21 protein-coding genes are annotated in these 21,861 nt (G+C 28.8%); 8 read left to right on the plus strand and 13 right to left on the minus strand.

Annotated elements, in window-relative coordinates:
* Positions 1–7 precede the first annotated feature (7 nt).
* The 6 genes from LPB136_RS03785 to LPB136_RS13815 all read left to right on the plus strand — a co-directional run bounded on the left by LPB136_RS03785 (position 8) and on the right by LPB136_RS13815 (position 5,304).
* A complete protein-coding gene (locus tag LPB136_RS03785) occupies positions 8–841 on the plus strand; it encodes an ion transporter (RefSeq protein WP_072554860.1) in 834 nt (277 codons plus the stop codon).
* 2 nt (positions 842–843) lie between these two features.
* A complete protein-coding gene (miaA, locus tag LPB136_RS03790; protein WP_072554861.1) occupies positions 844–1,761 on the plus strand; it encodes a tRNA (adenosine(37)-N6)-dimethylallyltransferase MiaA in 918 nt (305 codons plus the stop codon).
* Positions 1,762–1,818: 57 nt separating this feature from the next.
* On the plus strand, positions 1,819–2,322 hold the full coding sequence (locus LPB136_RS03795; RefSeq protein ID WP_072554862.1) for an OmpH/Skp family outer membrane protein: 504 nt from the start codon (positions 1,819–1,821) through the stop codon (positions 2,320–2,322).
* Positions 2,323–2,330: 8 nt separating this feature from the next.
* Positions 2,331–3,146, plus strand: a complete 816-nt coding sequence (locus LPB136_RS03800; RefSeq protein WP_072554863.1) for a DUF1853 family protein — start codon at positions 2,331–2,333, stop codon at positions 3,144–3,146.
* A 20-nt stretch (positions 3,147–3,166) separates the two neighbouring features.
* Positions 3,167–3,964, plus strand: coding sequence for a LytTR family DNA-binding domain-containing protein (locus LPB136_RS03805; protein ID WP_072554864.1), 798 nt, complete (start codon positions 3,167–3,169; stop codon positions 3,962–3,964).
* 95 nt (positions 3,965–4,059) lie between these two features.
* Positions 4,060–5,304 carry a S41 family peptidase gene (locus LPB136_RS13815; protein ID WP_083426175.1) on the plus strand — a complete coding sequence of 415 codons (1,245 nt, stop codon included), beginning with the start codon at positions 4,060–4,062 and terminating at the stop codon, positions 5,302–5,304.
* A gap of 132 nt (positions 5,305–5,436) precedes the next feature.
* On the opposite strand, the gene creD is transcribed toward LPB136_RS13815, so the two are convergent.
* Positions 5,437–6,801 carry a cell envelope integrity protein CreD gene (gene creD / locus LPB136_RS03820; protein ID WP_072554865.1) on the minus strand — a complete coding sequence of 455 codons (1,365 nt, stop codon included), beginning with the start codon at positions 6,799–6,801 and terminating at the stop codon, positions 5,437–5,439.
* 177 nt (positions 6,802–6,978) lie between these two features.
* Positions 6,979–7,467, minus strand: a complete 489-nt coding sequence (gene yiaA, locus LPB136_RS03825) for an inner membrane protein YiaA (protein WP_072554866.1) — start codon at positions 7,465–7,467, stop codon at positions 6,979–6,981.
* 150 nt (positions 7,468–7,617) lie between these two features.
* Between yiaA and LPB136_RS03830 the strand changes: the two genes are divergently transcribed.
* On the plus strand, positions 7,618–9,114 hold the full coding sequence (locus tag LPB136_RS03830) for a hypothetical protein (protein WP_072554867.1): 1,497 nt from the start codon (positions 7,618–7,620) through the stop codon (positions 9,112–9,114).
* Between the two features lie 2 nt (positions 9,115–9,116).
* On the opposite strand, the gene hisIE is transcribed toward LPB136_RS03830, so the two are convergent.
* The 10 genes from hisIE to LPB136_RS03880 form a co-directional block, all read right to left on the minus strand.
* Positions 9,117–9,716, minus strand: a complete 600-nt coding sequence (gene hisIE / locus LPB136_RS03835; protein ID WP_072554868.1) for a bifunctional phosphoribosyl-AMP cyclohydrolase/phosphoribosyl-ATP diphosphatase HisIE — start codon at positions 9,714–9,716, stop codon at positions 9,117–9,119.
* A gap of 90 nt (positions 9,717–9,806) precedes the next feature.
* Positions 9,807–10,562, minus strand: coding sequence for an imidazole glycerol phosphate synthase subunit HisF (gene hisF, locus LPB136_RS03840; RefSeq protein WP_072554869.1), 756 nt, complete (start codon positions 10,560–10,562; stop codon positions 9,807–9,809).
* Position 10,563: 1 nt separating this feature from the next.
* Positions 10,564–11,301: a 1-(5-phosphoribosyl)-5-[(5-phosphoribosylamino)methylideneamino]imidazole-4-carboxamide isomerase gene (gene hisA / locus LPB136_RS03845; protein ID WP_072554870.1), complete on the minus strand. Its 738-nt coding sequence runs from the start codon at positions 11,299–11,301 to the stop codon at positions 10,564–10,566.
* 113 nt (positions 11,302–11,414) lie between these two features.
* Positions 11,415–11,996, minus strand: coding sequence for an imidazole glycerol phosphate synthase subunit HisH (gene hisH, locus LPB136_RS03850; RefSeq protein WP_072554871.1), 582 nt, complete (start codon positions 11,994–11,996; stop codon positions 11,415–11,417).
* Between the two features lie 77 nt (positions 11,997–12,073).
* On the minus strand, positions 12,074–13,213 hold the full coding sequence (hisB, locus tag LPB136_RS03855) for a bifunctional histidinol-phosphatase/imidazoleglycerol-phosphate dehydratase HisB (protein ID WP_072554872.1): 1,140 nt from the start codon (positions 13,211–13,213) through the stop codon (positions 12,074–12,076).
* A 213-nt stretch (positions 13,214–13,426) separates the two neighbouring features.
* The gene (gene hisC / locus LPB136_RS03860) at positions 13,427–14,464 is read right to left on the minus strand and encodes a histidinol-phosphate transaminase (RefSeq protein ID WP_072554873.1); all 1,038 of its coding nucleotides are present in this window, start codon (positions 14,462–14,464) and stop codon (positions 13,427–13,429) included.
* Positions 14,464–15,747, minus strand: a complete 1,284-nt coding sequence (hisD, locus tag LPB136_RS03865; RefSeq protein ID WP_072554874.1) for a histidinol dehydrogenase — start codon at positions 15,745–15,747, stop codon at positions 14,464–14,466. Before hisD ends, hisC begins: the two co-directional genes overlap by 1 nt.
* A gap of 1 nt (position 15,748) precedes the next feature.
* The gene (gene hisG, locus LPB136_RS03870) at positions 15,749–16,606 is read right to left on the minus strand and encodes an ATP phosphoribosyltransferase (protein WP_072554875.1); all 858 of its coding nucleotides are present in this window, start codon (positions 16,604–16,606) and stop codon (positions 15,749–15,751) included.
* A 296-nt stretch (positions 16,607–16,902) separates the two neighbouring features.
* Positions 16,903–17,814 (minus strand): EamA family transporter, encoded by a 912-nt coding sequence (locus LPB136_RS03875; RefSeq protein WP_072554876.1) that lies wholly within the window; start codon positions 17,812–17,814, stop codon positions 16,903–16,905.
* Between the two features lie 11 nt (positions 17,815–17,825).
* Positions 17,826–18,977: a class I SAM-dependent methyltransferase gene (locus tag LPB136_RS03880; protein ID WP_072554877.1), complete on the minus strand. Its 1,152-nt coding sequence runs from the start codon at positions 18,975–18,977 to the stop codon at positions 17,826–17,828.
* Positions 18,978–19,059: 82 nt separating this feature from the next.
* Between LPB136_RS03880 and LPB136_RS03885 the strand changes: the two genes are divergently transcribed.
* On the plus strand, positions 19,060–19,581 hold the full coding sequence (locus tag LPB136_RS03885; protein WP_072554878.1) for a thioredoxin family protein: 522 nt from the start codon (positions 19,060–19,062) through the stop codon (positions 19,579–19,581).
* 127 nt (positions 19,582–19,708) lie between these two features.
* Here LPB136_RS03885 and typA read toward each other — a convergent pair whose 3' ends face one another.
* Complete coding sequence (gene typA / locus LPB136_RS03890) at positions 19,709–21,481, minus strand: translational GTPase TypA (RefSeq protein ID WP_072554879.1); 1,773 nt, start codon at positions 21,479–21,481, stop codon at positions 19,709–19,711.
* Positions 21,482–21,861: the final 380 nt, after the last annotated feature.

Genomic DNA, 21,861 nt, shown 5'->3' on the forward strand with positions numbered 1-21,861 from the left:
TATTTTTTTGGATAACGCTAAACCCACATCTTTAACTTGGAAAGAAAAACTTCATGAAATAATTTATGAAGCAGATACTCCTTCAGGAAAACTTTTTGATGTTGTTTTACTTGTAGCAATTTTAGCAAGTATAATTTTGGTGATGTTAGAAAGTGTTGAGAGTTTTGATAAAAAATATCATAACTTTTTAAACATTTCTGAATGGATAATTACCATCCTATTTTCTATAGAATATATTGCTAGAATTATAACCGTTAAAAAGCCATGGAAATATATCTTTAGTTTTTATGGTATCATTGATTTGTTGTCTACCATTCCAAAATACTTATCGTTTATTTTTATAGGATCTCATCATTTAGCAGCCTTAAGAGCTTTACGTTTATTAAGAATTTTTAGAATTTTAAAATTAGCACGTTATATTGGTGCTTCAAATAGATTATTATTTGCATTAAAAGCAAGTAAAGCTAAAATTTCTGTATTTCTATTTTTTGTAGTTATTTTATGTGTAATTTTAGGTACTGTAATGTATATGGTAGAAGGTGAAGAAAATGGTTTTACAAGTATACCTAGAAGTGTATATTGGGCAATTGTAACATTAACGACTGTTGGATACGGAGATATTGCTCCTCATACTCCATTTGGTCAGTTTTTAGCAAGTATAATAATGATTTTAGGTTATGGAATAATTGCTATTCCAACAGGAATTGTTTCTTCTGAAATGACTAAAGCTACTGCAACTGACATTCACATGAATACACAATCTTGTCCAAATTGCACAAAAGAAAACCATAAAGATCAAGCCGAGTTTTGTTATAATTGTGGTCATCAATTAAATCCTTAAAATTGAATAATTCAACAATTAAAAATACTTTAATTACTATTGTTGGTCCTACTGCAATTGGTAAAACTGCTTTAAGTATAAAATTAGCAAATACTTTTTCTTCTGATATTATTTCTTGCGATTCTCGTCAGTTTTTTAAAGAAATGAATATTGGAACAGCTGTACCTGATAAAGACGAATTAGCAGCAGCAACACATCATTTTATTCAAAATATAAGTATTTTTGAAGAGTATTCTGTTGGTCAATTTGAAAAAGATGCTTTAAAAAAATTAGACTCCTTATTTGAGAAAAACCCAATTCAAATTATGGTTGGCGGAAGCGGTTTATATGTAGATGCTGTTTTAAAAGGGTTAGATTACTTTCCTGAAGTTTCTCCAGAAATAAGAACTAATTTAAATAATGAACTGATTGAAAAAGGATTAGAATCATTACAGTTAAAACTAAAAGACTTAGACCTTGAAACATATTCAAAAATAACCCTAGATAATCCTAAACGGGTAACAAGAGCCTTAGAAATTTGTATTGGAACAGGTAAAACCTATTCATCATTTATAAATAAACCTAAAGCACCACGAAATTTTAATTCTGTTGTTATTGGTTTATCTGCCGATAGAGAAGTTTTATACGATAGAATTAATCAACGAGTTGATATTATGATTGAAAACGGTTTAGTTGAAGAAGCTCAAAAATTGCATCAACATAAAGAACTAAACGCTTTAAAAACGGTTGGTTACAGAGAACTCTTTAATTATTTTGAAGGTAATTTTACGAAAGAATTTGCTGTTTCAGAAATTAAGAAAAACACCCGTCGATTTGCAAAAAGACAAGGAACTTGGTTTAGGCGAGATAAAAATATTTTATGGTTTGATTATCAAACAGATGTTCAGAAAATTATATCAGATATAAAAAATAAAATTTAACGATTTTTAAGAGTTACACCTATCTTCCTTTATTATATTTGCTAAAATTTAACAAAAATGAAATCAAAATTAATACTAGTAATTGCTTTAATAATAACGTCAATTACAATGGCACAATCTAAAGTTGGTACTGTAAACAGCGAATACATTGTAGGTAAAATGCCACAAATGAAGTTAGCTTTAGAACGTATAAGTAATTATGGCAAAGAATTAGATTCAACATATTTAATTAAAACCAACTTATATAAAGATAAAGTTGAAGCTTTTAAAATTATAGAAAATAAACTCTCTGAAGCAGAAAAACAGGTTAAAATAAATGAAATCGTTAATTTTGAGAAAGAAATGGGTAAATTTCGTCAGAATGGAACTGCAATGATGAAGATAAAACGAGAAGGATACATGAGACCTTTATATAAGAAAGTTAGTGAGTTAATTTCTGAAATAGCTAAAATAGAAGGCTATACTCAGATTCTAACTACTTCAGGTAATGAATTTGCATTTATTGATGAACGTTTTGATATAACTCAAAAAGTATTAGCTAAATTGGGAATTACAGAATAATCCCTTTGATGCATAAAAATACAGAAGACTTACAATTACAATATCAAGGTTTTTTAGAAACACCTTTTCTATGGAATGGAAAAGGTGTTTTTGGTTTTCAACAATTTCAAAATAATTCAGTAAATACAGTTTCTTTCAACTTTAATCTTCAACAAAAATTACGTTTAGGTAAATTAGTGGAACGTTTTGTTTCTTTTGAATTAGCCAAAGATTCTAAAATTGAAGTTTTAGCAGAAAACATTCAAATTCAAAAAGATAAAATTACGCTGGGTGAATTAGACTGCTTATTATTAAGAAACGAGAAACCAATTCATTTAGAAATTATTTATAAGTTCTATTTGTACGATTCTTCTATAGGAAATACAGAAATTGAACATTTTATTGGCCCAAACAGAAAAGATTCTTTAACACAAAAGCTAACTAAACTAAAAGAAAAACAACTACCACTTCTCTACGCTAACCAATGTAAAGCCTATTTAGAAAGTATCAATTTAGAGGCTTCTAATATTGAACAACAAATTTATTTTAAGGCACAATTGTTTGTTCCATATGATAATTTAAAATTGAAATTAAACACTTTAAATCAAAATTGCATTACTGGTTTTTATGTTAATAGAAAAGAGTTATTGGAATTTTCAAACTGTAAGTTTCACATTCCTAATAAACACAATTGGCTATTAAAACCTCATAAAAACATTAATTGGTTAAAATTTGATGATTTTTTTGAGAAATTAGACACTTTTTTAATTGATGAAAAATCACCTTTATGTTGGCTAAAAAAAATAAATGGTGAATTACACAGAATATTTGTAGTTTGGTGGTAACATAATTTATATACAAAACGTTGAATAAAAAATATCCTTTTGATCCTTCAATAAAACATCATTTAATAATTGCTTTAGGTTTAGCTCTTTGGATTTTTGTTTTCCTATATTTTACTGAACCTTTTGACGTTAATGAACTCATAAATTCAGAAAAACTAATGTATTTACCAGGTTACGGTATACTTGGTGGACTTTTATATTTAATTTCGCTTCCTTTTCAATATTGGTTATTTAATAGAAATAAAAAAACTTGGACATTATCACTTGAATGCTATTTCTTAGCCATTTATATCTTTGCATCAATTATTTTAATTAGGTTGTTTTACCTACATTTTGTAGTTAATTGGCACCCTAATGCACACGATTTAACTTATCAATTAAAATCTATAATTATACCTGCAATGCTAACCATTTTACCAATGGTAATATTTAGCCGATTTGCATTTGGAAAATATAAAAATAAAAAAACTGAAGCACAGAAAATAGAAATTAAAGGTGAAGGAAATTATGAAGGGTTGCGTCTATTTTTAAATGACATCATTTGTATACAATCATCAGATAATTATATCGAAGTTTTTTATTTGTCAGGCAATGATTTAAAGAAGAGTTTAATTAGAAATAAACTTTCTGTAATTGCTGATGAATTTCCTCAATTTTTAAGAACCCATCGTTCTTATATTATCAACCCATTTCATTTTTTACAGTGGAAAACAGAAAACAGCAAACTATTTGTTGTTTTATTTCGCCACATAGAAGTGCCAGTTTCTAGAACGTATCAAAATGATGTGAAAGCTGTTTTGAATTCTACCACAGAATAACTGTATTTCGCCCCAAACACCTATTAATATAGCATTTTATTGGTTTTTCTAAAATACATTTGTATCAGAAAGTTTAATCAATTAAAACACTAATTATGAAAAATTTATGTACACTGAGTATTGTATTTCTAGTATCAATCTCTTCAATTTTTGCACAATCGGAAACTTGCGATTGTAAAACAGATTTAGATTTTATAGTTGCGAAAATGAAAAAAATGCCGTCTTATAAAGATCAAATTAAAGGCGAAAAAGCTGTTGAATTTAAAAATACTTATAAGATGCTTTCAGAAAAAATGAAGCAACCTATATTAATTGAAAATTGTTATAAACTATTATTACAGCAAATGTTATTGGTAAACGACGTACATGCTTCCTTGTCTTTTAAAAAGGAATACCTTTCAAAAGAAGACGTGAAAGACTCAATTAAAATAGCCGCTTTTAAAACTTTAGAAGTTTTTAAAAATCACCCAAAAACAAACCTAAACTTATCAACTCTAAAAGAGGAATTATCTAATAAACCTAAGGAAGATCTAGAAGGGATTTACAATTATGGTGAACTTCAAAAAATAGGTGTTTATTATTCAGAAAATAAAAAAGATTTAATTGGTGTTGTTTTAGAAAGTAAATTAGATCAATGGGAAGCAGGTGAAATTATATTTTATGCAACACACACAAATAGTATAAAATACAACTTGTATTATTACAACCCAACAACTAGAAAACCAGGTTTAGTTAAAAGTATTTCTTTTGAAAATGGAAGGATTTGGGGTTATAAAAAAGAAGGCAATTCTTATAATGAAGAATTACCAATTAAAGATCAAGACAATTTGGTGTTTAAGCAGATAAATGAAAATACACAATATATGTATTTTGGAAATTTCAATTCTTTTTCTAAAAAAAATAGAAATGCTTTTAAGAGTTTTTATAATAAAATGAAAAAAGAATTAAATGCGAAAAATGTAATTGTAGATTTAAGAAGTAATGGTGGTGGAAACAAAAAACTGTCTGATCCTTTTTTAAAATTATTGAAAAAGAAAAATGTTTATATTTTAACAAACTGTTTTGCAGGTAGTAATGGTGAGCAGTTTACTTTAAAATTAAGAAACCTTAAAAATGCTACCCATTTAGGGCAAACTACTCGTGGAATTATTTCTTACGGAATGAATTACGGATATAATTACAATACTCCTTCTGGGAACTTTAATATTAAGCCAACAGATATGGATTTTAGCAAGTATTTAAAATATGAAGGAAAAGGTGTTGTTCCTCAAATTAAATTAGATTTTAAAAGAGATTGGATTGAGCAAACTTTAGAAATAATTGCCAAAGACAATCAATAAAATATAATAAGTTACGTGTTTCTAATGCGCGATTAAACTTTCTATTTTATACATTAGATTATTAATAAAACGCTCGCAATTAAATTGCGAGCGTTTCTGGATAATGCTACCACTTCTCTACTTCATTTAAAATTAACTGTTAGACCAATCAATTTTTCTGGAAACAAACATTACTGTAGCTAGAATTAAAAACAAACCAACACTTCCTACTAATAAGGCGTAACTTTCTAATTGGATAATTATAAAAATGAATGCGTACAAAACAGTTAATGAAACACCAATTAGCAGCATAAATTTTATGCTTTTCAGTATGTTTTTTGCATAAATTGTTATCAAACTAATAACCGAAATACTTGCAATTGCATAGGCTTTTAAGAAATTACTATGTTCAGATATTGAAACTAATAAAGTGTAAAACATTAACAGCGCTAAACCAATCATTAAATATTGAAAAGGATGCATGTTAATTTTACTTATAGTTTGTATTAAAAAGAATACTAGAAATGTTAAAACAATAACTAAAAACCCATATTTGGCTGATCGTTCACTTTTTTGATATTCATCAACAGGTATTTTAAAATTTACACCAAAATCGAATTCATTTAAATGTGGTAATCCATTAAAATGCTGTTGAGAAAAAGGACGATTAACATCCAATATTTTCCATTTTGCATCAAAACCATTGTCATTAATTTTATCTGGATTAAATGGTAAAAATTCTCCCATAAACTTAGCTGTTTTCCAACTAGAAGTTATTTGAGCAGTTGTTTCTTTCCCAATTGGTATAAAACGAACTTCTTTACTTCCTCTAACATCGAAATCTAACCTAAATTTTAAGGATTTTGTGTTTTTTTGAAGTTCATTTAATGAGAATTTATCAGTTTCTAAAGTGTAATAACCATTATCTTGATGTCTGTTGGAATTAGCAGAAGATAAACCTAATTTTTTGTCATTAATATTTATTGACAATACACTGTTTACACCTTTTACATTGGTGGTTTTTAGGAGTACTTTACTTTTATTCCAAAGTATGTTTTCTTGTTTTATTTCTAATTTACTAAAATCAATGGAATCAAAACTTCCGTTAATATCAATTTTACTATTAAAAACGGCAGTTGTGTAAATTCCGCGTTTCTTTTCTTCAGGGTTTATAGCGGAATTAATGTCTAATTTATTAGGAAAAAAGTAACCGTATTTAATTCTTTCAATAGTTTCTGTAGTTACTTTTTTAGTCTTTTTATCTGTAATTATTGTTTCCGTAAAGACTTTATAAGGAACTTTTAAAATTGGCCCATATACAACAACCTCATTTCCCCATTGTTTGCCTATTTCATTAACAACGCTTTTTTGCCGATAGGATCTTTCGTGAATTAAACCTTCAATATACATAAGCGGAATCATTAAAATTAGGCTTAAAAACCCAATCATAATCATTCTTGCAGCTGAAGAGTTTTTAATCCATTTTACAAATTTGTTTGGTTGTTGCTGTTGTTCCATAATACTAATTTTAAAGTTTTTAGATAGTTCAAAATTAGTTTAGAATTGAATTAGTAAATATGATAAATTAGAATTCGTAAGTATTGGTTTAGAATTCGTTAATAATTATTTTATCAAAAATTTAAACCTCACAAGCCTAAACTTATGAGGTTTTGGTTATCATTAACCATTATCAAACTAACTCTTTTTTTCTTCAGCTTTAATGTTGATAAATTCGATATCTCTTGTATTTTTTTGTACGGTTATGGCACCAAATAAACTTAATAAAAATGATATTCCGTAGAAACCTTTTTCACTTAAAAGTAATTCTGCATTTCTAAGTCCAATTACTAATAAAAGTATTGCAGCAATAACCACAACCCAACTTATTCCGTAATACATTTCACTTACTTTAATGTCTTCTGCTCTATCTCTTACTGCTTTTTGGAGAGAAATAACTGCGTAAATTCCCATTAATAGAATTGAGAAGTAATATCCTTTTTCATTCAATTCCATACTTGCATTCCATAAACCAATACAATAAGATAACAAACCGATAATTACAGCTCCCCAAGAAGCGCCAATATAGGCTGAAGTTGGTTTTGGATTCAATTCATTTTTTACTTTACTTTTTTTACTTTCTTTTTTTGTCTCTTCATTTACAGAAGATGTTGTTTGATAATTCATAATATTTAGTTTAATAATTATGATACAAATTTGCGACAGTTTTAAAGTTTTGAAAATTCAATTTTTAACATATACTGACGACTAAATTTATGAATTGCATTAAAAAACACTTTAAATAATTATCTTTACTAATATTTTACTGACGATATAATGATAAACCTAAAAGAAGTATTAAGTACTTTTACGGAAGATAAACAGCAAGAACTGCTGTCTTATCTTGATAAAAAGAACAAAAGAAAAGATGCAAAAAACATTCAATTAGTAAAGTTACTGTTGTCAGACAGGTTGTCTTCTACAGAAATTTCAGACAAATTATATGGAAAACAAAATAAAGCTGCATTACACGCACTTAGAAAACGTCTGTTTCAATCTTTAATAGACTTTACAGCAAATTTGAGTATTAAAGAAGAGAACTCTATTGATATGAAATTGATAAAGTACATTCTATCTGCCAGGAATTTTCTTTTAAAAGGACAAATTAAAGTAGGATACCAAATCTTAGATAAAGCAATAATTATAGCAAATGAGTATCAGTTGTTTACTATTTTAAATGAAGTTTATCATACCAAAATTCAATTTGCACATCTAAATAAAGATTTAAATCTTGAAGAAATTATTTCTCTTTTTAAGCAAAATCAACAACAACTTTTATTAGAAGAAAATTTAAATATTGCGTATGCTCAAATTAGAAAAAATTTAGTTGAATATCAACAAAATAAATCTAAACTTGACATTAAACAACTCATAGAGAAGGTTTTAGTAAATCATAATATTATAATTTCTGATTCATTATCTTTTAAATCGTTATATCAAATTATTCAAATTACAAGCATTTCTTCTGCTCAAAAATTTGATTATCACAATATTGAATCGTTTATTATTGAAACCTATCAAATTATTAAAAACCATGTTTCAAAAGACAAACAAATTAATTACCATTTAGAAGTATTGTATTTAATATCAAACGTTTTTTTTAGGAATAAAAAATTTAATGAATCTCAAAAATATTTAAAATTGATGCTTTTTTATATGAATGAGGACAATAAAAAATACTTTAAAGACTATAAACCTAAATATGATTTACTTCTCGCATTAAACTTAAATTACACCAAGAATCAAGGGAAAGCTATCGCTTTATTGGAGTCTTATGTTGATAAAAAAAACATAGACCTTGTTGCTCAATTAGATTTTTATTTATCATTAATTGTATTTTATTATCAGCATAAATCATTAGACAAAGCAAGAAAACTACTTTCTAAGTTTTACCATACAGATAAGTGGTATATTGAAAAAGCTGGTATAGTTTGGACTATTAAAAAAAACTTGATAGAAATTTTATTGCAAATAGATTTAGGAAATATCGATTTAGTAGACTCTAGGTTAAAGAGTTTTAAAAGAAATTATTTTTCTAACTTAACAGAAATAAATCAAGAACGAGTAATTACCTATTTAAAATTAGTCGAAATCTATTATAAAAATCCAGATATAGCTACCTCAAAAGATTTTCATGCTAAAGTAGAAACTTCTTTTAATTGGATTGACACCAATAAAGAAGATATTTTTATGATGAGTTTCTTTGCTTGGTTAAAAGCAAAAATGACCAAACAAGATGTTTATTTGGTCACTTTAAATTTAATAAACAATTAAGTTTATTTCTGCCTTTTCTTTAATTCTGCTTCAATATCTTTTAAAGTAAACCCTTTTGCTTGCAATAACATTAAATAATGAAATAATAAATCTGCCGATTCATATAAAAATAACTCGTCATTATTATCCATGGCTTCAATTACAGTTTCAACTGCTTCCTCTCCTACTTTTTGTGCTACTTTATTAATTCCTTTTGCAAATAAACTTGCTACATAAGATTTTTGAGTGTCTTTATTGGCAACTCTTTCAGATATAACATTTTCTAACGTTGAAAAGAAACCATAATTCTGATTGTTTTCTTCGTTCCAACACGTATCTGAACCTTTATGGCACGTTGGTCCGTTTGGATTAACTTGAATTAATAAAGTATCATTATCACAATCTAATTTAATATCGACTAAGTTTAATGTGTTTCCACTTTCTTCACCTTTTGTCCAAAGTCTATTTTTAGTTCTACTGAAAAAGGTAACTAACTTTGATTCATTAGTTTTCTTGAATGATTCTTCATTCATATAACCCAACATCAACACATTTTTTGTAGTTGCATCTTGAATGATTGCTGGCACTAATCCGTCGTTATTTTTATTGAAATTTATATTCATAATTCCTAATTTGTCATTCCTGCGTAGGCAGGAATCTATTTTGTATTCATTTATTTTGAGATTCCTGCCTTCGCAGGAATGACAACAAGTTTATATTCTTACTAGAATATTATTGTCTTTTAATTCTTGTTTTAAGGCTAAAATTGGTATTTCCCCAAAGTGAAAAACACTTGCTGCTAATGCTGCATCAGATTTACCAACTTCAAAGGTATCAATAAAATGTTGTACAGTTCCTGCACCTCCAGAAGCTATAATTGGTATATTTAATTCCATTGATAATTTAGCCAAAGCTTCGTTTGCAAAACCAGCTTTTGTTCCATCATTATTCATTGAAGTAAATAAAATTTCTCCAGCGCCACGTTTTTCAACCTCTTTTGCCCAATCAAATAAATTTAATTCTGTGGCAATTGTTCCACCTGCTAAATGCACAATCCATTCGCCATCAATTTGTTTTGCATCTATTGCAACCACAACACATTGACTTCCAAATTTATTAGATAATTCATTCACTAATTCAGGTCTTTTTACTGCTGAAGAATTGATAGAAATCTTATCTGCTCCACATTTTAAAAGTGCATCTACATCTTCAACAGAAGAAATTCCGCCACCAACAGTAAACGGAATGTTTACTTGTTCGGCAACCTTTAAAACCATTTCCAACATGGTTTTTCTTCCTTCTAAAGTAGCTGAAATATCTAGAAAAACCAATTCATCTGCACCTAACTCTGCGTATTGTTTTGCTAAAACTACAGGATCTCCAGCATCAATTAAATTAACAAAATTGACACCTTTTACAGTTCTACCGTTTTTAATATCTAAACAAGGTATTATTCTCTTTGTCAGCATTTTATTTATTTATTATAAAATTTTCTAATTGTTTTAAGCTAATTTTATTCTCATAAATAGCCTTTCCAATAATAACTCCTTCACAACCATTTTCTGCCAACTTTGGCAATTCTTCAAACGTTGAAATTCCACCTGAAGCAATTAGTTTTAAAGGTTTTATTTCTGATAAAATAGCATTATAAGTATCAAAACTTGGTCCTTGTAACATTCCGTCTTTAGAAATATCTGTGCAAATTACATATTGAATTCCCTTTTGCTGATAATCAGAAATAAAAGGAATTAATTCTAAAGTACTTTCTTCTTGCCAACCATTTGTAGCAATTTTCCCACCAGAATTATCTGGATAAAAATCTGCTCCTAAAATAATTTTCTCTGAACCATATGTTGAAATCCAACTTTCGAAGATTTTACTGTTTTTTACAGCGATACTTCCGCCAGTAATTTGATTAGCTCCAGAATTAAAAGCAATTTCTAAATCTTTATCAGATTTTAAACCACCACCAAAATCAATCTTTAAATTAGTCTTAGAAGCAATTTGCTCTAATACTTTATGATTAATAATCTGACTTGCTTTTGCTCCATCTAAATCTACAACATGCAAATACTCGATACCTGCTGCTTCAAATTCTTTGGCAACTTCTAACGGATTTTCGTTATAAATTTTCTTTGTGTTATAATCTCCTTTTGTTAAACGAACACACTTTCCGTCTATAATATCTATTGCTGGTATTATTCTCAAAATAGTTTCTTTTTTAAATTTATGTCATTTCGAAATGAGCCTTTTTGGGCGATTGAGAAATCTAAATAATAGATTTTTCCTCATTCTTCGTTCGGAATGACAGCTGTTCATGTTTATAGATTCAAAAAGTTCTTTAATATTTGCTCTCCTGCTTTTGATGATTTCTCTGGATGAAATTGAACTCCATAGAAATTATCTTTTTGTAATGCAGATGCGTACTCAATTTCATAATCTGTTGTTGCAATAGATTCATCACACTTTTCTGCATAAAAGCTATGTACTAAATACATAAATTCTTTATCCTTAATTCCTAAAAATAAATCCGATTTTAAATCAGAAATTACATTCCAACCCATTTGAGGAACTTTTACTGAATTAGAAAACTTTTTTATGGCAACATCAAAAATACCCAATCCTTCTGTGTTTCCTTCTTCAGATGAATTACACATTAATTGCATTCCTAAACAAATACCTAAAACAGGTTGCTTTAACGTTGGTATTACTTTATCTAGCCCGCTTTCAATTAACATTTTCATAGCAGAACTTGCTTCTCCAACTCCAGGAAAAATAACTTTATCAGCAGCTTTTATTTCATCAATATTATTTGATAAAATAGCATCAACTCCTAATCTTTTAAAGGCAAATTGAATGCTTTTAATGTTTCCTGCACCGTAATCTATAATTATGAGTTTCATAATTAGTTTTTAATTGTTAGTGTTTAATTTTAAGTGATTATCACTCAAAACTAAAAATTTATAATTCAACACTCTTTTTAAAGCATTCCTTTTGTTGATGGTAAAAACATCTTATTTGGATCTCTTTTTACAGCCATTTTCATTGCTTTTGCAAAAGCTTTAAAGATTCCTTCAATTTTATGATGTTCATTAACTCCTTCGGCTTTAATGTTCAAGTTGCATTTTGCACCATCTGTAAACGATTTAAATAAATGAAAAAACATTTCTGTTGGCATATCACCAATTTTTTCTCTTTTAAATTCTGCATCCCATTCTAACCAATTTCTTCCTCCAAAATCTACAGCAACCTGAGCTAAACAATCATCCATTGGTAAACAGAATCCGTAACGTTCTATTCCTAGTTTATTTCCTAATGCTTTGTTGAATAATTCGCCCAAAGCAATCATTGTATCTTCAACTGTGTGATGTTCATCAACTTCTAAATCGCCATCAACTTTAATGGTTAAATCCATGTTTCCATGTCTTCCAATTTGGTCTAACATATGATCGAAAAATGATAAACCTGTGTCAATATCATTTTTACCAGAACCGTCTAAATTTAATTTTATATAAATCTTAGTTTCGTTAGTATTTCTAGTAATTTCTGAAACTCTGTCTTCTAATTTTAAAAACTCGTAAATAGATTTCCAATCAGTAGAAGTTAAAGCAATTGAATTTAAAATTTCTTGTTTAGAAGTTTCAATTTCATCAGCACCTAATTCTGGATCTTCAGATAAATAAATACCTTTTGCTCCTAAATTTTTAGCCAATTCCATGTCTGTTATTCTATCACCTAACACAAATGAGTTTTCTAAATCATAATCTTCAGAAAAATACTTGGTTAATAAACCTGTTCTTGGTTTACGTGTTTCTGCATTTTCATGCGGAAAAGTTTTATCTATATGAACTTCAGTAAAAACAACACCTTCTTTTTCGAAAGCAGACATTACTTTATTTTGTGCTGGCCAAAAAGTATCTTCAGGAAAAGAATCTGTTCCCAATCCGTCTTGATTTGTAACCATTACCAATTCGTAATCCAGTTCAGTAGCTATTTTTGCCATGTATTGAAATACTTTTGGGTAAAATTCTAACTTTTCTAAACTATCTAATTGATAATCAACTGGCGGCTCTAAAACTAAAGTTCCGTCTCTGTCTATAAATAATACTTTCTTGCTCATTTTTTATATTCTTGTCATTCCTGCGCAGGCAGGAATCTATTTTTATTTTTTGTCAATTTATTTTGGATTCCTGCCTTCGCAGGAATGACAAACTGACTCTTTTTTGACGATTGATAAATCTCTTGAGATTCCTCCTCATTAGCTTCGCTATGTAATTTCAATCAAAATATATATATTGATTTCATTAACGTTCGGAATGACATCCTAATTCGATTACAAACTTTTTAAAGCTGAAATCAATTTCTCATTCTCAGTTGCTGTTCCAACCGTAAAACGCAAACAATTTTCACACAAAGGTTGTGTTGTTCTATTTCTAATTACAACTCCTTTTGCAATTAATTGGTTGTAACGTTTTGTTGCATCATCAACCTTAACCAATACAAAATTACAATCTGTTGGGTAAATATTTTGAATAAATGAAACCGATTTTAAACTTTCAATTAACAATGTTCTTTGATTGATAATTTCTGAAACTTCTTTTTCAACTTCATCAACTTTTAGTAAACGTTCTATTGCTTTTTGTTGCGTTAATTCGTTTACGTTATAAGGTGGCTTTATTCGGTTTAAAACTGATATTATTTCTTTAGATGCATAACATACACCTAAACGTATTCCTGCTAAACCATAAGCTTTAGAAAGGGTTTGTGTTATTACTAAATTTGGAAAATTAGCTAACTTAGCTAACCAGCTTTTCTGTTCAGAAAAATCAATATATGCTTCATCAATTACCACCAAACCGTTGAATTTATTTAATAATTCTTCTACAATTTCTACTGAAAAACTATTTCCAGAAGGATTATTAGGCGAACATAAAAATAAGATTTTACTATTTTTATCTACAGCTTCTAAAATCTGATTTACTTTTGGCTGAAAATCTTCTGTTAAAAGAACTCTTTTATTTTCAACTGAATTTATATTCGATAACACATCATACATTCCGTAAGTTGGAGGTAATGTGATGATGTTGTCTTTATTTGGTTCACAAAAAGCTCTAAAAATTAAATCTAGAACTTCATCACTTCCATTTCCTAATAAAATATTTTCTTTTGAAATTCCTTTTATATTAGACAAGAAATCTTTTACAGAATTCTGTTGCGGATCTGGATAACGATTTACACCATTTTCAAACGGATTCTCATTCGCATCCAAAAAAACCATTGTATCTGTAGTTGCGTCTTTATATTCATCTCTCGCTGATGAATATGGTTTTAAAGACTTAATGTTTTCTCTTACTAAATCTAGAATATTCATCATTTTAAATCTTTTAAACGAATTGAAACTGCATTTTTATGTGCATCTAAACCTTCTGCTGCTGCCATTAATTCAATAGATTTTCCTATTGATTTAATTCCTTCTTTAGAAATTTTCTGAAACGTAATACTTTTTGTAAAGCTATCTAAATTAACTCCAGAATACGATTTTGAAAATCCGTTTGTTGGTAATGTATGGTTTGTTCCTGAAGCATAATCTCCAGCACTTTCTGGCGTATAATTACCAATAAAAACAGAACCTGCATTTTCTATATTATCAACATAGAAATCATTGTTATTTGTACAAACAATAAAGTGTTCTGGTCCGTATTCATTTATTAAATCTAATGCAATTTCATCGTTTTTAACAAAAATCGATTTCGAATTGTCAATTGCTTTTTGAGCAATTTCTACTCTACTTAATTGAGCTAATTGTAATTTTATTTCTTTTTCTACTTCAGTAATTAATTTTTCTGATGTTGAAACCAAAATTACTTGGCTATCTGCACCATGTTCTGCTTGACTTAATAAATCTGAAGCTACAAAACTTGCATTTGCAGAATCGTCTGCTACAACCAATAATTCACTTGGTCCAGCTGGCATATCTATTGCAACACCATGTTTTGTTGCTATTTGTTTTGCAACGGTAACAAATTGATTTCCAGGTCCAAATATTTTATAAACTTGCGGTGTGGTTTCTGTACCAAAAGTAAAACCAGCAATTGCTTGAATTCCACCAACTTTTATAATTTTTGTAACTCCACAAAGATTTGCTGCATATAAAATTGCTGGGTGAATTTTACCTTCTTTGTTTGGTGGAGAACATAATACAACCTCTTTACAACCTGCAATTTGAGCAGGAATTGCCAACATTAATACTGTTGAAAATAAAGGTGCAGTTCCTCCAGGAATATACAAACCAACTTTAGAAATTGGTCTTTTTTCTTGCCAACATTCAACACCATTTGTAGTTTCTACAAATACTTTTTTAGTTTTTTGTGCTGCATGAAATTTTGTAATATTTTCTTTAGCAACATTAATTGCTTCTTTTAAATCATTAGAAACTAAATTAATGGCTTCTTTAATTTCTTCTCCTGAAACAATTGTATTTTCTAAAGAAACTCCATCAAACTTAACAGTGTATTTTGCTACTGCTGTATCTCCATTTTGTTGAATATCAATAAAAACCTCATTTACAATACCTTCAATATCATCTACTGTTTTGGTTGGTCTTTCTAAAATTTTAGTCCAGTCTTTTTTTGATGGATTTATAATTGTATTCATTTTAAAGTACCATTTTTTCAATTGGACATACTAAAATACCTTCTGCTCCATTTTGTTTTAACTCGTCAATAATTTCCCAAAAATCGTTTTTGTTAATTACGGTGTGCACAGAACTCCAACCTTCTTCGGCCAAAGGCAAAACGGTTGGACTTCTCATTCCTGGCAACAATTTTAAAATGCTTTCTAATTTATCATTCGGAGCATTTAACAATACATATTTTGATTGTTTTCCTTTTAAAACCGATTGAATTCTAAATTGTAATTTGCTTAAAATTTCTTTTCTTTCTGAAGATATTTCTGGAGAAACTGCTAAAACTGCTTCCGATTTCAACAATACTTCAATCTCTTTTAATCCGTTTTTAAATAAAGTTGAACCACTTGAGACGATATCACAAATTCCGTCTGCTAATCCAATATTTGGAGCAATTTCTACAGAACCATTAATAATGTGAATTTGCGCTTCAATGTTTTGCTCATCTAAAAACTTCTGAACCGTTTTTGGGTACGAAGTTGCAATACGCTTTCCGTTTAAATCTTTTAAAGATGTTGCATTTGATTCTTTTGGAACCGCAATTGAAACCTTGCATTTAGAGAAACCTAAACGTTCTACAAACTCTAAATCGCTACCTTTTTCAATTAACACATTTTCTCCAATAATAGCAATATCAACAACTCCATCGCGTAAATATTGAGGAATATCTCCGTTACGTAAATAGAATACTTCAATAGGAAAATTGGTTGCTGAAGCTTTTAATTGGTCTTTTCCGTTGTCAATAGAAATTCCACAGTTTTTTAAAATTTGTAAGGAATCTTGGTTTAATCTTCCTGATTTTTGAATGGCAATTCTTAATTTGTTCATTTTTCTAATTTTATGCTTGAGCAATCTTGTGTTTTAGATTCCTGCCTCCGCAGGAATGACAATTTTAACGGGTTTTTTAATGCTGAGCCTTAAAAACTCTTTTTTTTAAATAAAAAACCCGTTTGATTGGCTCAAACGGGTTTTTAAATATCTTGAATTTATTCAATACATTTTTAGATCGCTCGAGTGCAATTGTAAAAATGATGATGATGATTTTGAATAAATGTCATGTCTTTGTTTTGTGAGTGCAAATATTTGTCTTTTATTTTTTTAAAACAAGTAAAATTTGAAAAAAATTAATTCTTCCTTGAAATTGTATCATTTACTCTTTTTCTGGATGTTATAAAATAAACACCAGTCAATAAAATTCCTGAAGCTATTATTGATTGTGTGGTTAAATTTTCATCTAAAACATACCAACCTAAAACTAATGCAACAACAGGATTTACATAAGCTGATGTTGCTACTTTTTCTGGTGAAACTACTTTTAATAAGTAATTAAATGCTGTAAAAGCCACAATTCCTCCAAAGAATACTAACAGAATCATTGATAATTGAACTTTAAAACTTAAATCTAAAGGAGAAATCCAAGATTCCTTAAAAAGTAAACTAGATGCTGCTAAAATAACGCCCGCAATAAGCATTTGATAACCTGTTGTAACAAAAAAGTTTTTAGGCAAATCTGCTTTGGAAACAAATACACTTCCATAACTCCAACTTAACACACAGGTTAAAATCATAAAAATACCTAAAACACTACCTTCTGAAGTTGTAATTCCTTTTTGACTTACTAATAAATACATTCCAAAAAGCCCTAAACAAACACCAATAATAGATTTACGTTGCATTTTTTTTCCATCTATTAAACGCAATAAAAACAATACAAATAACGGTTGCGTTGATGCTAATAATGCAGCAAAACCACTATCTACATATTTTAAAGCCCAAACAAAAACGCCATTTCCATATACTAAAAACAGAAAACCTGCAATAGCAGAATTTAATGCTTGTCTTTTAGTTATTTTTAATGAAAACCCCATCACTTTTGCTATTAACATTATTAAAAGTCCAGCAAAAATAAAGCGTTGTGATGCTAAAAATAAAGGTGCAATTTCTGCTACTGCAATTTTATTCAATAAATATGTAGATCCCCAAATTACATAAATAGAGAAGAAAGCAATAACAACTAATAGTTTAGAGTTTTTCATTGAATAGGTTTTTATAAAAGTGATTCTAAATAGTGCTTTTCAATTGCATAAGCATCTTTTAAGCTAGCAATTTTAGTATCTATTTTAGCGGTGTCACTCTTTTTTGTTGATTTTGATCCTACTAACATTACATTTTTACGTGTATGTTCATTACTTATAAATTCAAAAACTTTGGTGTTATAATTATGCTTTTCAAGAATTAAAGCTCGTATAGTATCGGTTACCATTTCAAACTGACGCTCTTTAAAAATACCGTATTTTAATAACGGACTCTCTTGTTCTTTTCCTTTTACTTGCTGGCGGATTTGTTTATGACAACAAGGCGCACAAATAATCAATTCTGAATTTGCGGACAAACCTTTAAAAATAGCATCATCGGTTGCAGTGTCGCAAGCGTGTAATGCAATTAAAATATCAATTTTATTGTTATCGTATTCTTGAATGGGTTGTGCAACAAAGTTTAATTTTTTGAAATCAGATTTCTTTGCAACATCGTTACAATAACTTACCAATTCTTTACGTAATTCAATTCCGGTTACGGTTGCATTGTATTTCTTTTGATTTACTAAATAATCATACAAAGCAAAGGTTAAATAGCCTTTTCCAGAACCCATATCAACAATATTAATATGTTTTGGCAATTTTGTAGATTTTAATAAACCTTCAATAATTTCTAAGTATTTATTAATCTGGCGATATTTATCTGCCATTTTATGAATAACCTTGCCTTCTTTATCGGTAATACCTAAATGATGTAAATAACTTCCTGCTTCTGCTAAACGTTCTTTAGGTTTATCATGAGTTTCAGGTAATTTATTTTTAAAACTTGCAGCATTTATTCTGTAAGAAACTTTTTTCTTTTTAGATATGAAAATTAACAAATCATTTGCCAACGTAAATAAGGTTGCTGCTCTAAAATTATCCATCAATAAGATTTCTAATTCCGATAATGCTTCTGTTATGGTGTAATTTTTCACTTTATCATTGGTTGTGTAATGATAAGTAAATTGAAACATTTCTGCTCCTTTTATTTTCACCAACCTAACATAAACATTAGGTAAACCGTCACCTTTTCTGGTAGGTTTACTTAAGGTTAGTTTTACAAAATTGTTATCTAAAACACTTTGATTAAGTGTGTCTCTAAATTGTTGAAATTCATTCATGTTGCAAAAATAAGTGAAATTTTACCATTCTGTATACCTTAGCTTTTTTTATATTTGAAAACATTCTTAAAAAATTATATATATGAAAATTAAAGTTTTAGTGCTTTTTATGTCCATTTTTTTAACTACTATTTTTGAAGTGAAGGCGCAAGAAAGTACTGCTGTTCTATTAGAAAAAGCACAATTAAAAGCTAAAAAAGAAGGGAAATCTATCTTTATTAAATTTGAGGCTTCTTGGTGTGGTTGGTGTCATAAAATGACAAAAGATATGAAAGCTGAAAGTACAAAAAAGTTTTTTGAAAATAATTATGTGACAGTTCCAGTAGTAGTTAATGAATCTCAAAAAAATAAAAACTTAGAAAACCCAGGTTCAACAGAATTATTAAAAAAATACAAGGGAGATAAAGCCGGATTGCCTTTTTGGTTGATTTTAAATAGTGATTTAGAAGTAATTACAGACTCGTTTGATTCTAACGGACAAAACTTAGGTGGTCCTGGAAGTTTAAAAGAAGTTAATGAATTTATTAAAAAATTAAAAAAGGCGTCAACTAATTTTACTAAGAAAGATGAAGTTTCAATAATAGAACAGTTTGTAATGAAATAAGATATTTCGTTGAATTAATAAGGTACAGAATCAAATTTTAAAATTGAAAACAAAAAACCCACCAAATTTGGTGGGTTTTTTATTATTAAATAATACTGAAATGTTGTTCAGTATTACAAACTCTTATTTATGCTTTAAATTTAATTTTACGCATTCTTAAGCTTTCTGGAGTAACTTCTAAATACTCATCTGCTTTAATGTATTCCATACATTCTTCTAAAGAAAAATCGATTTTTGGAGCAATTTTCATAGCATCATCTGTACCAGATTTACGCATGTTTGTTAATTGCTTACCTTTTACAAGGTTTACTGCCATATCATCTGACTTAGAGTTTTCTCCAATAACTTGACCAATATATATTTCTTGGTTAATATCGATAAAAAACTTACCTCTATCTTGTAAACGGTCTAATGCATAAGCAGTAGCTTTACCAGCAGCAGCAGAAACAATAGCTCCTTTAATTTCTTCATTAAAGTCTCCTTTATAAGGTCCGTATTCAGAAAAACGGTGGTTAATAATTGCTTGACCAGATGTTGCTGTTAAAATTTTATTTCTTAAACCAATTAATCCTCTTGAAGGAATTGTAAATTCTAAGTGTTGTAAATCTCCTTTTGGTTCCATAATCATTAAGTCTCCTTTACGTAAAGAAACTAGGTTTACAGCTTTAGAGGCTACATCTTCTGGTACATCAATAGATAATGTTTCGTATGGTTCAGATTTTACTCCGTCAATATCTTTAATAATTACCTGAGGACGACCTACTTGTAGTTCGTAACCTTCACGACGCATTGTTTCAATTAATACAGATAAGTGTAATACTCCACGTCCGTAAACGTTAAATTTATCTTCAGAATCTGTAGTTTCAACTTTTAATGCTAAATTTTTCTCTAATTCTTTAAATAAACGATCACGTAAGTGACGAGATGTTACATATTTACCTTCTTTACCAAAAAATGGAGAGTTGTTAATTGTAAACAACATACTCATTGTTGGCTTGTCAATTTCAGTTCTTGGTAATGCTTCTGGATTTTCTAAATCTGCAATTGTATCTCCAATTTCAAATCCTTCAATACCTGTAATTGCACAAATATCTCCACAAGGAACTTTATCTACTTGAACTTTACCCATTCCTTCGAATACGTGTAGTTCTTTAATTCTTACTTTTTTATTGGTACCGTCTGCTTTACATAACATGTAATCTTTACCTGCTTCTAAGTCTCCTCTAAAAACACGTCCAATTGCAATTCTTCCTGTAAAAGATGAAAAGTCTAAAGAAGTAATTTGCATTTGTGGAGTTCCTTCGTTGTATTTAGTTTCTGGAATAGATTCTAATACAGCATCTAATAAAGGTACAATATTGTCAGTTTCGTTTTGCCAGTCAGTAGACATCCAGTTGTTCTTTGCAGAACCATAGATTGTAGTAAAGTCTAATTGTTCTTCAGTTGCTTCTAATGCAAACATTAAATCGAACACTTTTTCGTGTACTAAATCTGGTGTACAGTTTTCTTTATCTACTTTATTTACAACTACAATTGGTGTTAATCCTAATTCTAAGGCTTTACCTAATACAAAACGAGTTTGTGGCATTGGTCCTTCAAATGCATCAACTAATAATAAAACACCATCAGCCATTTTTAATACACGTTCTACTTCTCCTCCAAAATCGGCGTGACCAGGTGTATCAATTACGTTAATCTTTGTGTTTTTATAGTTTACAGATACGTTTTTAGAAAGAATTGTAATTCCTCTTTCACGTTCTAAATCGTTATTATCTAACAATAAATCTGTACGTTCTTTACGATCGTCTAAAACTTTTGCTTGGTCAATAATCTTATCAACTAAGGTTGTTTTACCGTGATCTACGTGGGCTATAATAGCGATATTTCTAATTGGTTGCATTTGCGTATTCTTAAATTTCGTGCAAAAATAGTTGTTTAGTAGCGAATTACACCTAATATCTCTAATTATTTTAGGTTTGATTTTTTTTTACCTTGAAGTGATGGTGAAAATATGTAGTTTTTTTACCACTTTTAATATTGAAAACATAGTTTTACTGTGACTATGACTAAGACTGAATACTGCCTACTGAATACTGAATACTGAAACATTATATTTTACCACATAGTTACATAGAAAACATAGATTTACTGTGACTGTGACTGAAAACTGCTTACTGAAAACACCCGCGTTAGCGATTGCAGCGGCATCCTTTTTTGTTTTTCTCAAAAAAGATATAGCGGAAAGCGCGACCACGTTTTTTTTGCGTGGTAACGCCCAAA

Source organism: Tenacibaculum todarodis, from assembly GCF_001889045.1.
Lineage (GTDB): Bacteria > Bacteroidota > Bacteroidia > Flavobacteriales > Flavobacteriaceae > Polaribacter > Polaribacter todarodis.

Excerpts from the sequence above, each read along its gene's own strand:
- LPB136_RS03795 (WP_072554862.1), top strand. The coding sequence starts at position 1,819 with ATGAAATCAAAATTAATACTAGTAATTGCTTTAATAATAACGTCAATT.
- LPB136_RS03800 (WP_072554863.1), top strand. The coding sequence starts at position 2,331 with ATGCATAAAAATACAGAAGACTTACAATTACAATATCAAGGTTTTTTA.
- LPB136_RS13815 (WP_083426175.1), top strand. The coding sequence starts at position 4,060 with ATGAAAAATTTATGTACACTGAGTATTGTATTTCTAGTATCAATCTCT.
- creD (WP_072554865.1), bottom strand. The coding sequence starts at position 6,801 with ATGGAACAACAGCAACAACCAAACAAATTTGTAAAATGGATTAAAAAC.
- yiaA (WP_072554866.1), bottom strand. The coding sequence starts at position 7,467 with ATGAATTATCAAACAACATCTTCTGTAAATGAAGAGACAAAAAAAGAA.
- LPB136_RS03830 (WP_072554867.1), top strand. The coding sequence starts at position 7,618 with ATGATAAACCTAAAAGAAGTATTAAGTACTTTTACGGAAGATAAACAG.
- hisIE (WP_072554868.1), bottom strand. The coding sequence starts at position 9,716 with ATGAATATAAATTTCAATAAAAATAACGACGGATTAGTGCCAGCAATC.
- hisF (WP_072554869.1), bottom strand. The coding sequence starts at position 10,562 with ATGCTGACAAAGAGAATAATACCTTGTTTAGATATTAAAAACGGTAGA.
- hisH (WP_072554871.1), bottom strand. The coding sequence starts at position 11,996 with ATGAAACTCATAATTATAGATTACGGTGCAGGAAACATTAAAAGCATT.
- hisB (WP_072554872.1), bottom strand. The coding sequence starts at position 13,213 with ATGAGCAAGAAAGTATTATTTATAGACAGAGACGGAACTTTAGTTTTA.
- hisC (WP_072554873.1), bottom strand. The coding sequence starts at position 14,464 with ATGAATATTCTAGATTTAGTAAGAGAAAACATTAAGTCTTTAAAACCA.
- hisD (WP_072554874.1), bottom strand. The coding sequence starts at position 15,747 with ATGAATACAATTATAAATCCATCAAAAAAAGACTGGACTAAAATTTTA.
- hisG (WP_072554875.1), bottom strand. The coding sequence starts at position 16,606 with ATGAACAAATTAAGAATTGCCATTCAAAAATCAGGAAGATTAAACCAA.
- LPB136_RS03875 (WP_072554876.1), bottom strand. The coding sequence starts at position 17,814 with ATGAAAAACTCTAAACTATTAGTTGTTATTGCTTTCTTCTCTATTTAT.
- LPB136_RS03880 (WP_072554877.1), bottom strand. The coding sequence starts at position 18,977 with ATGAATGAATTTCAACAATTTAGAGACACACTTAATCAAAGTGTTTTA.
- LPB136_RS03885 (WP_072554878.1), top strand. The coding sequence starts at position 19,060 with ATGAAAATTAAAGTTTTAGTGCTTTTTATGTCCATTTTTTTAACTACT.
- typA (WP_072554879.1), bottom strand. The coding sequence starts at position 21,481 with ATGCAACCAATTAGAAATATCGCTATTATAGCCCACGTAGATCACGGT.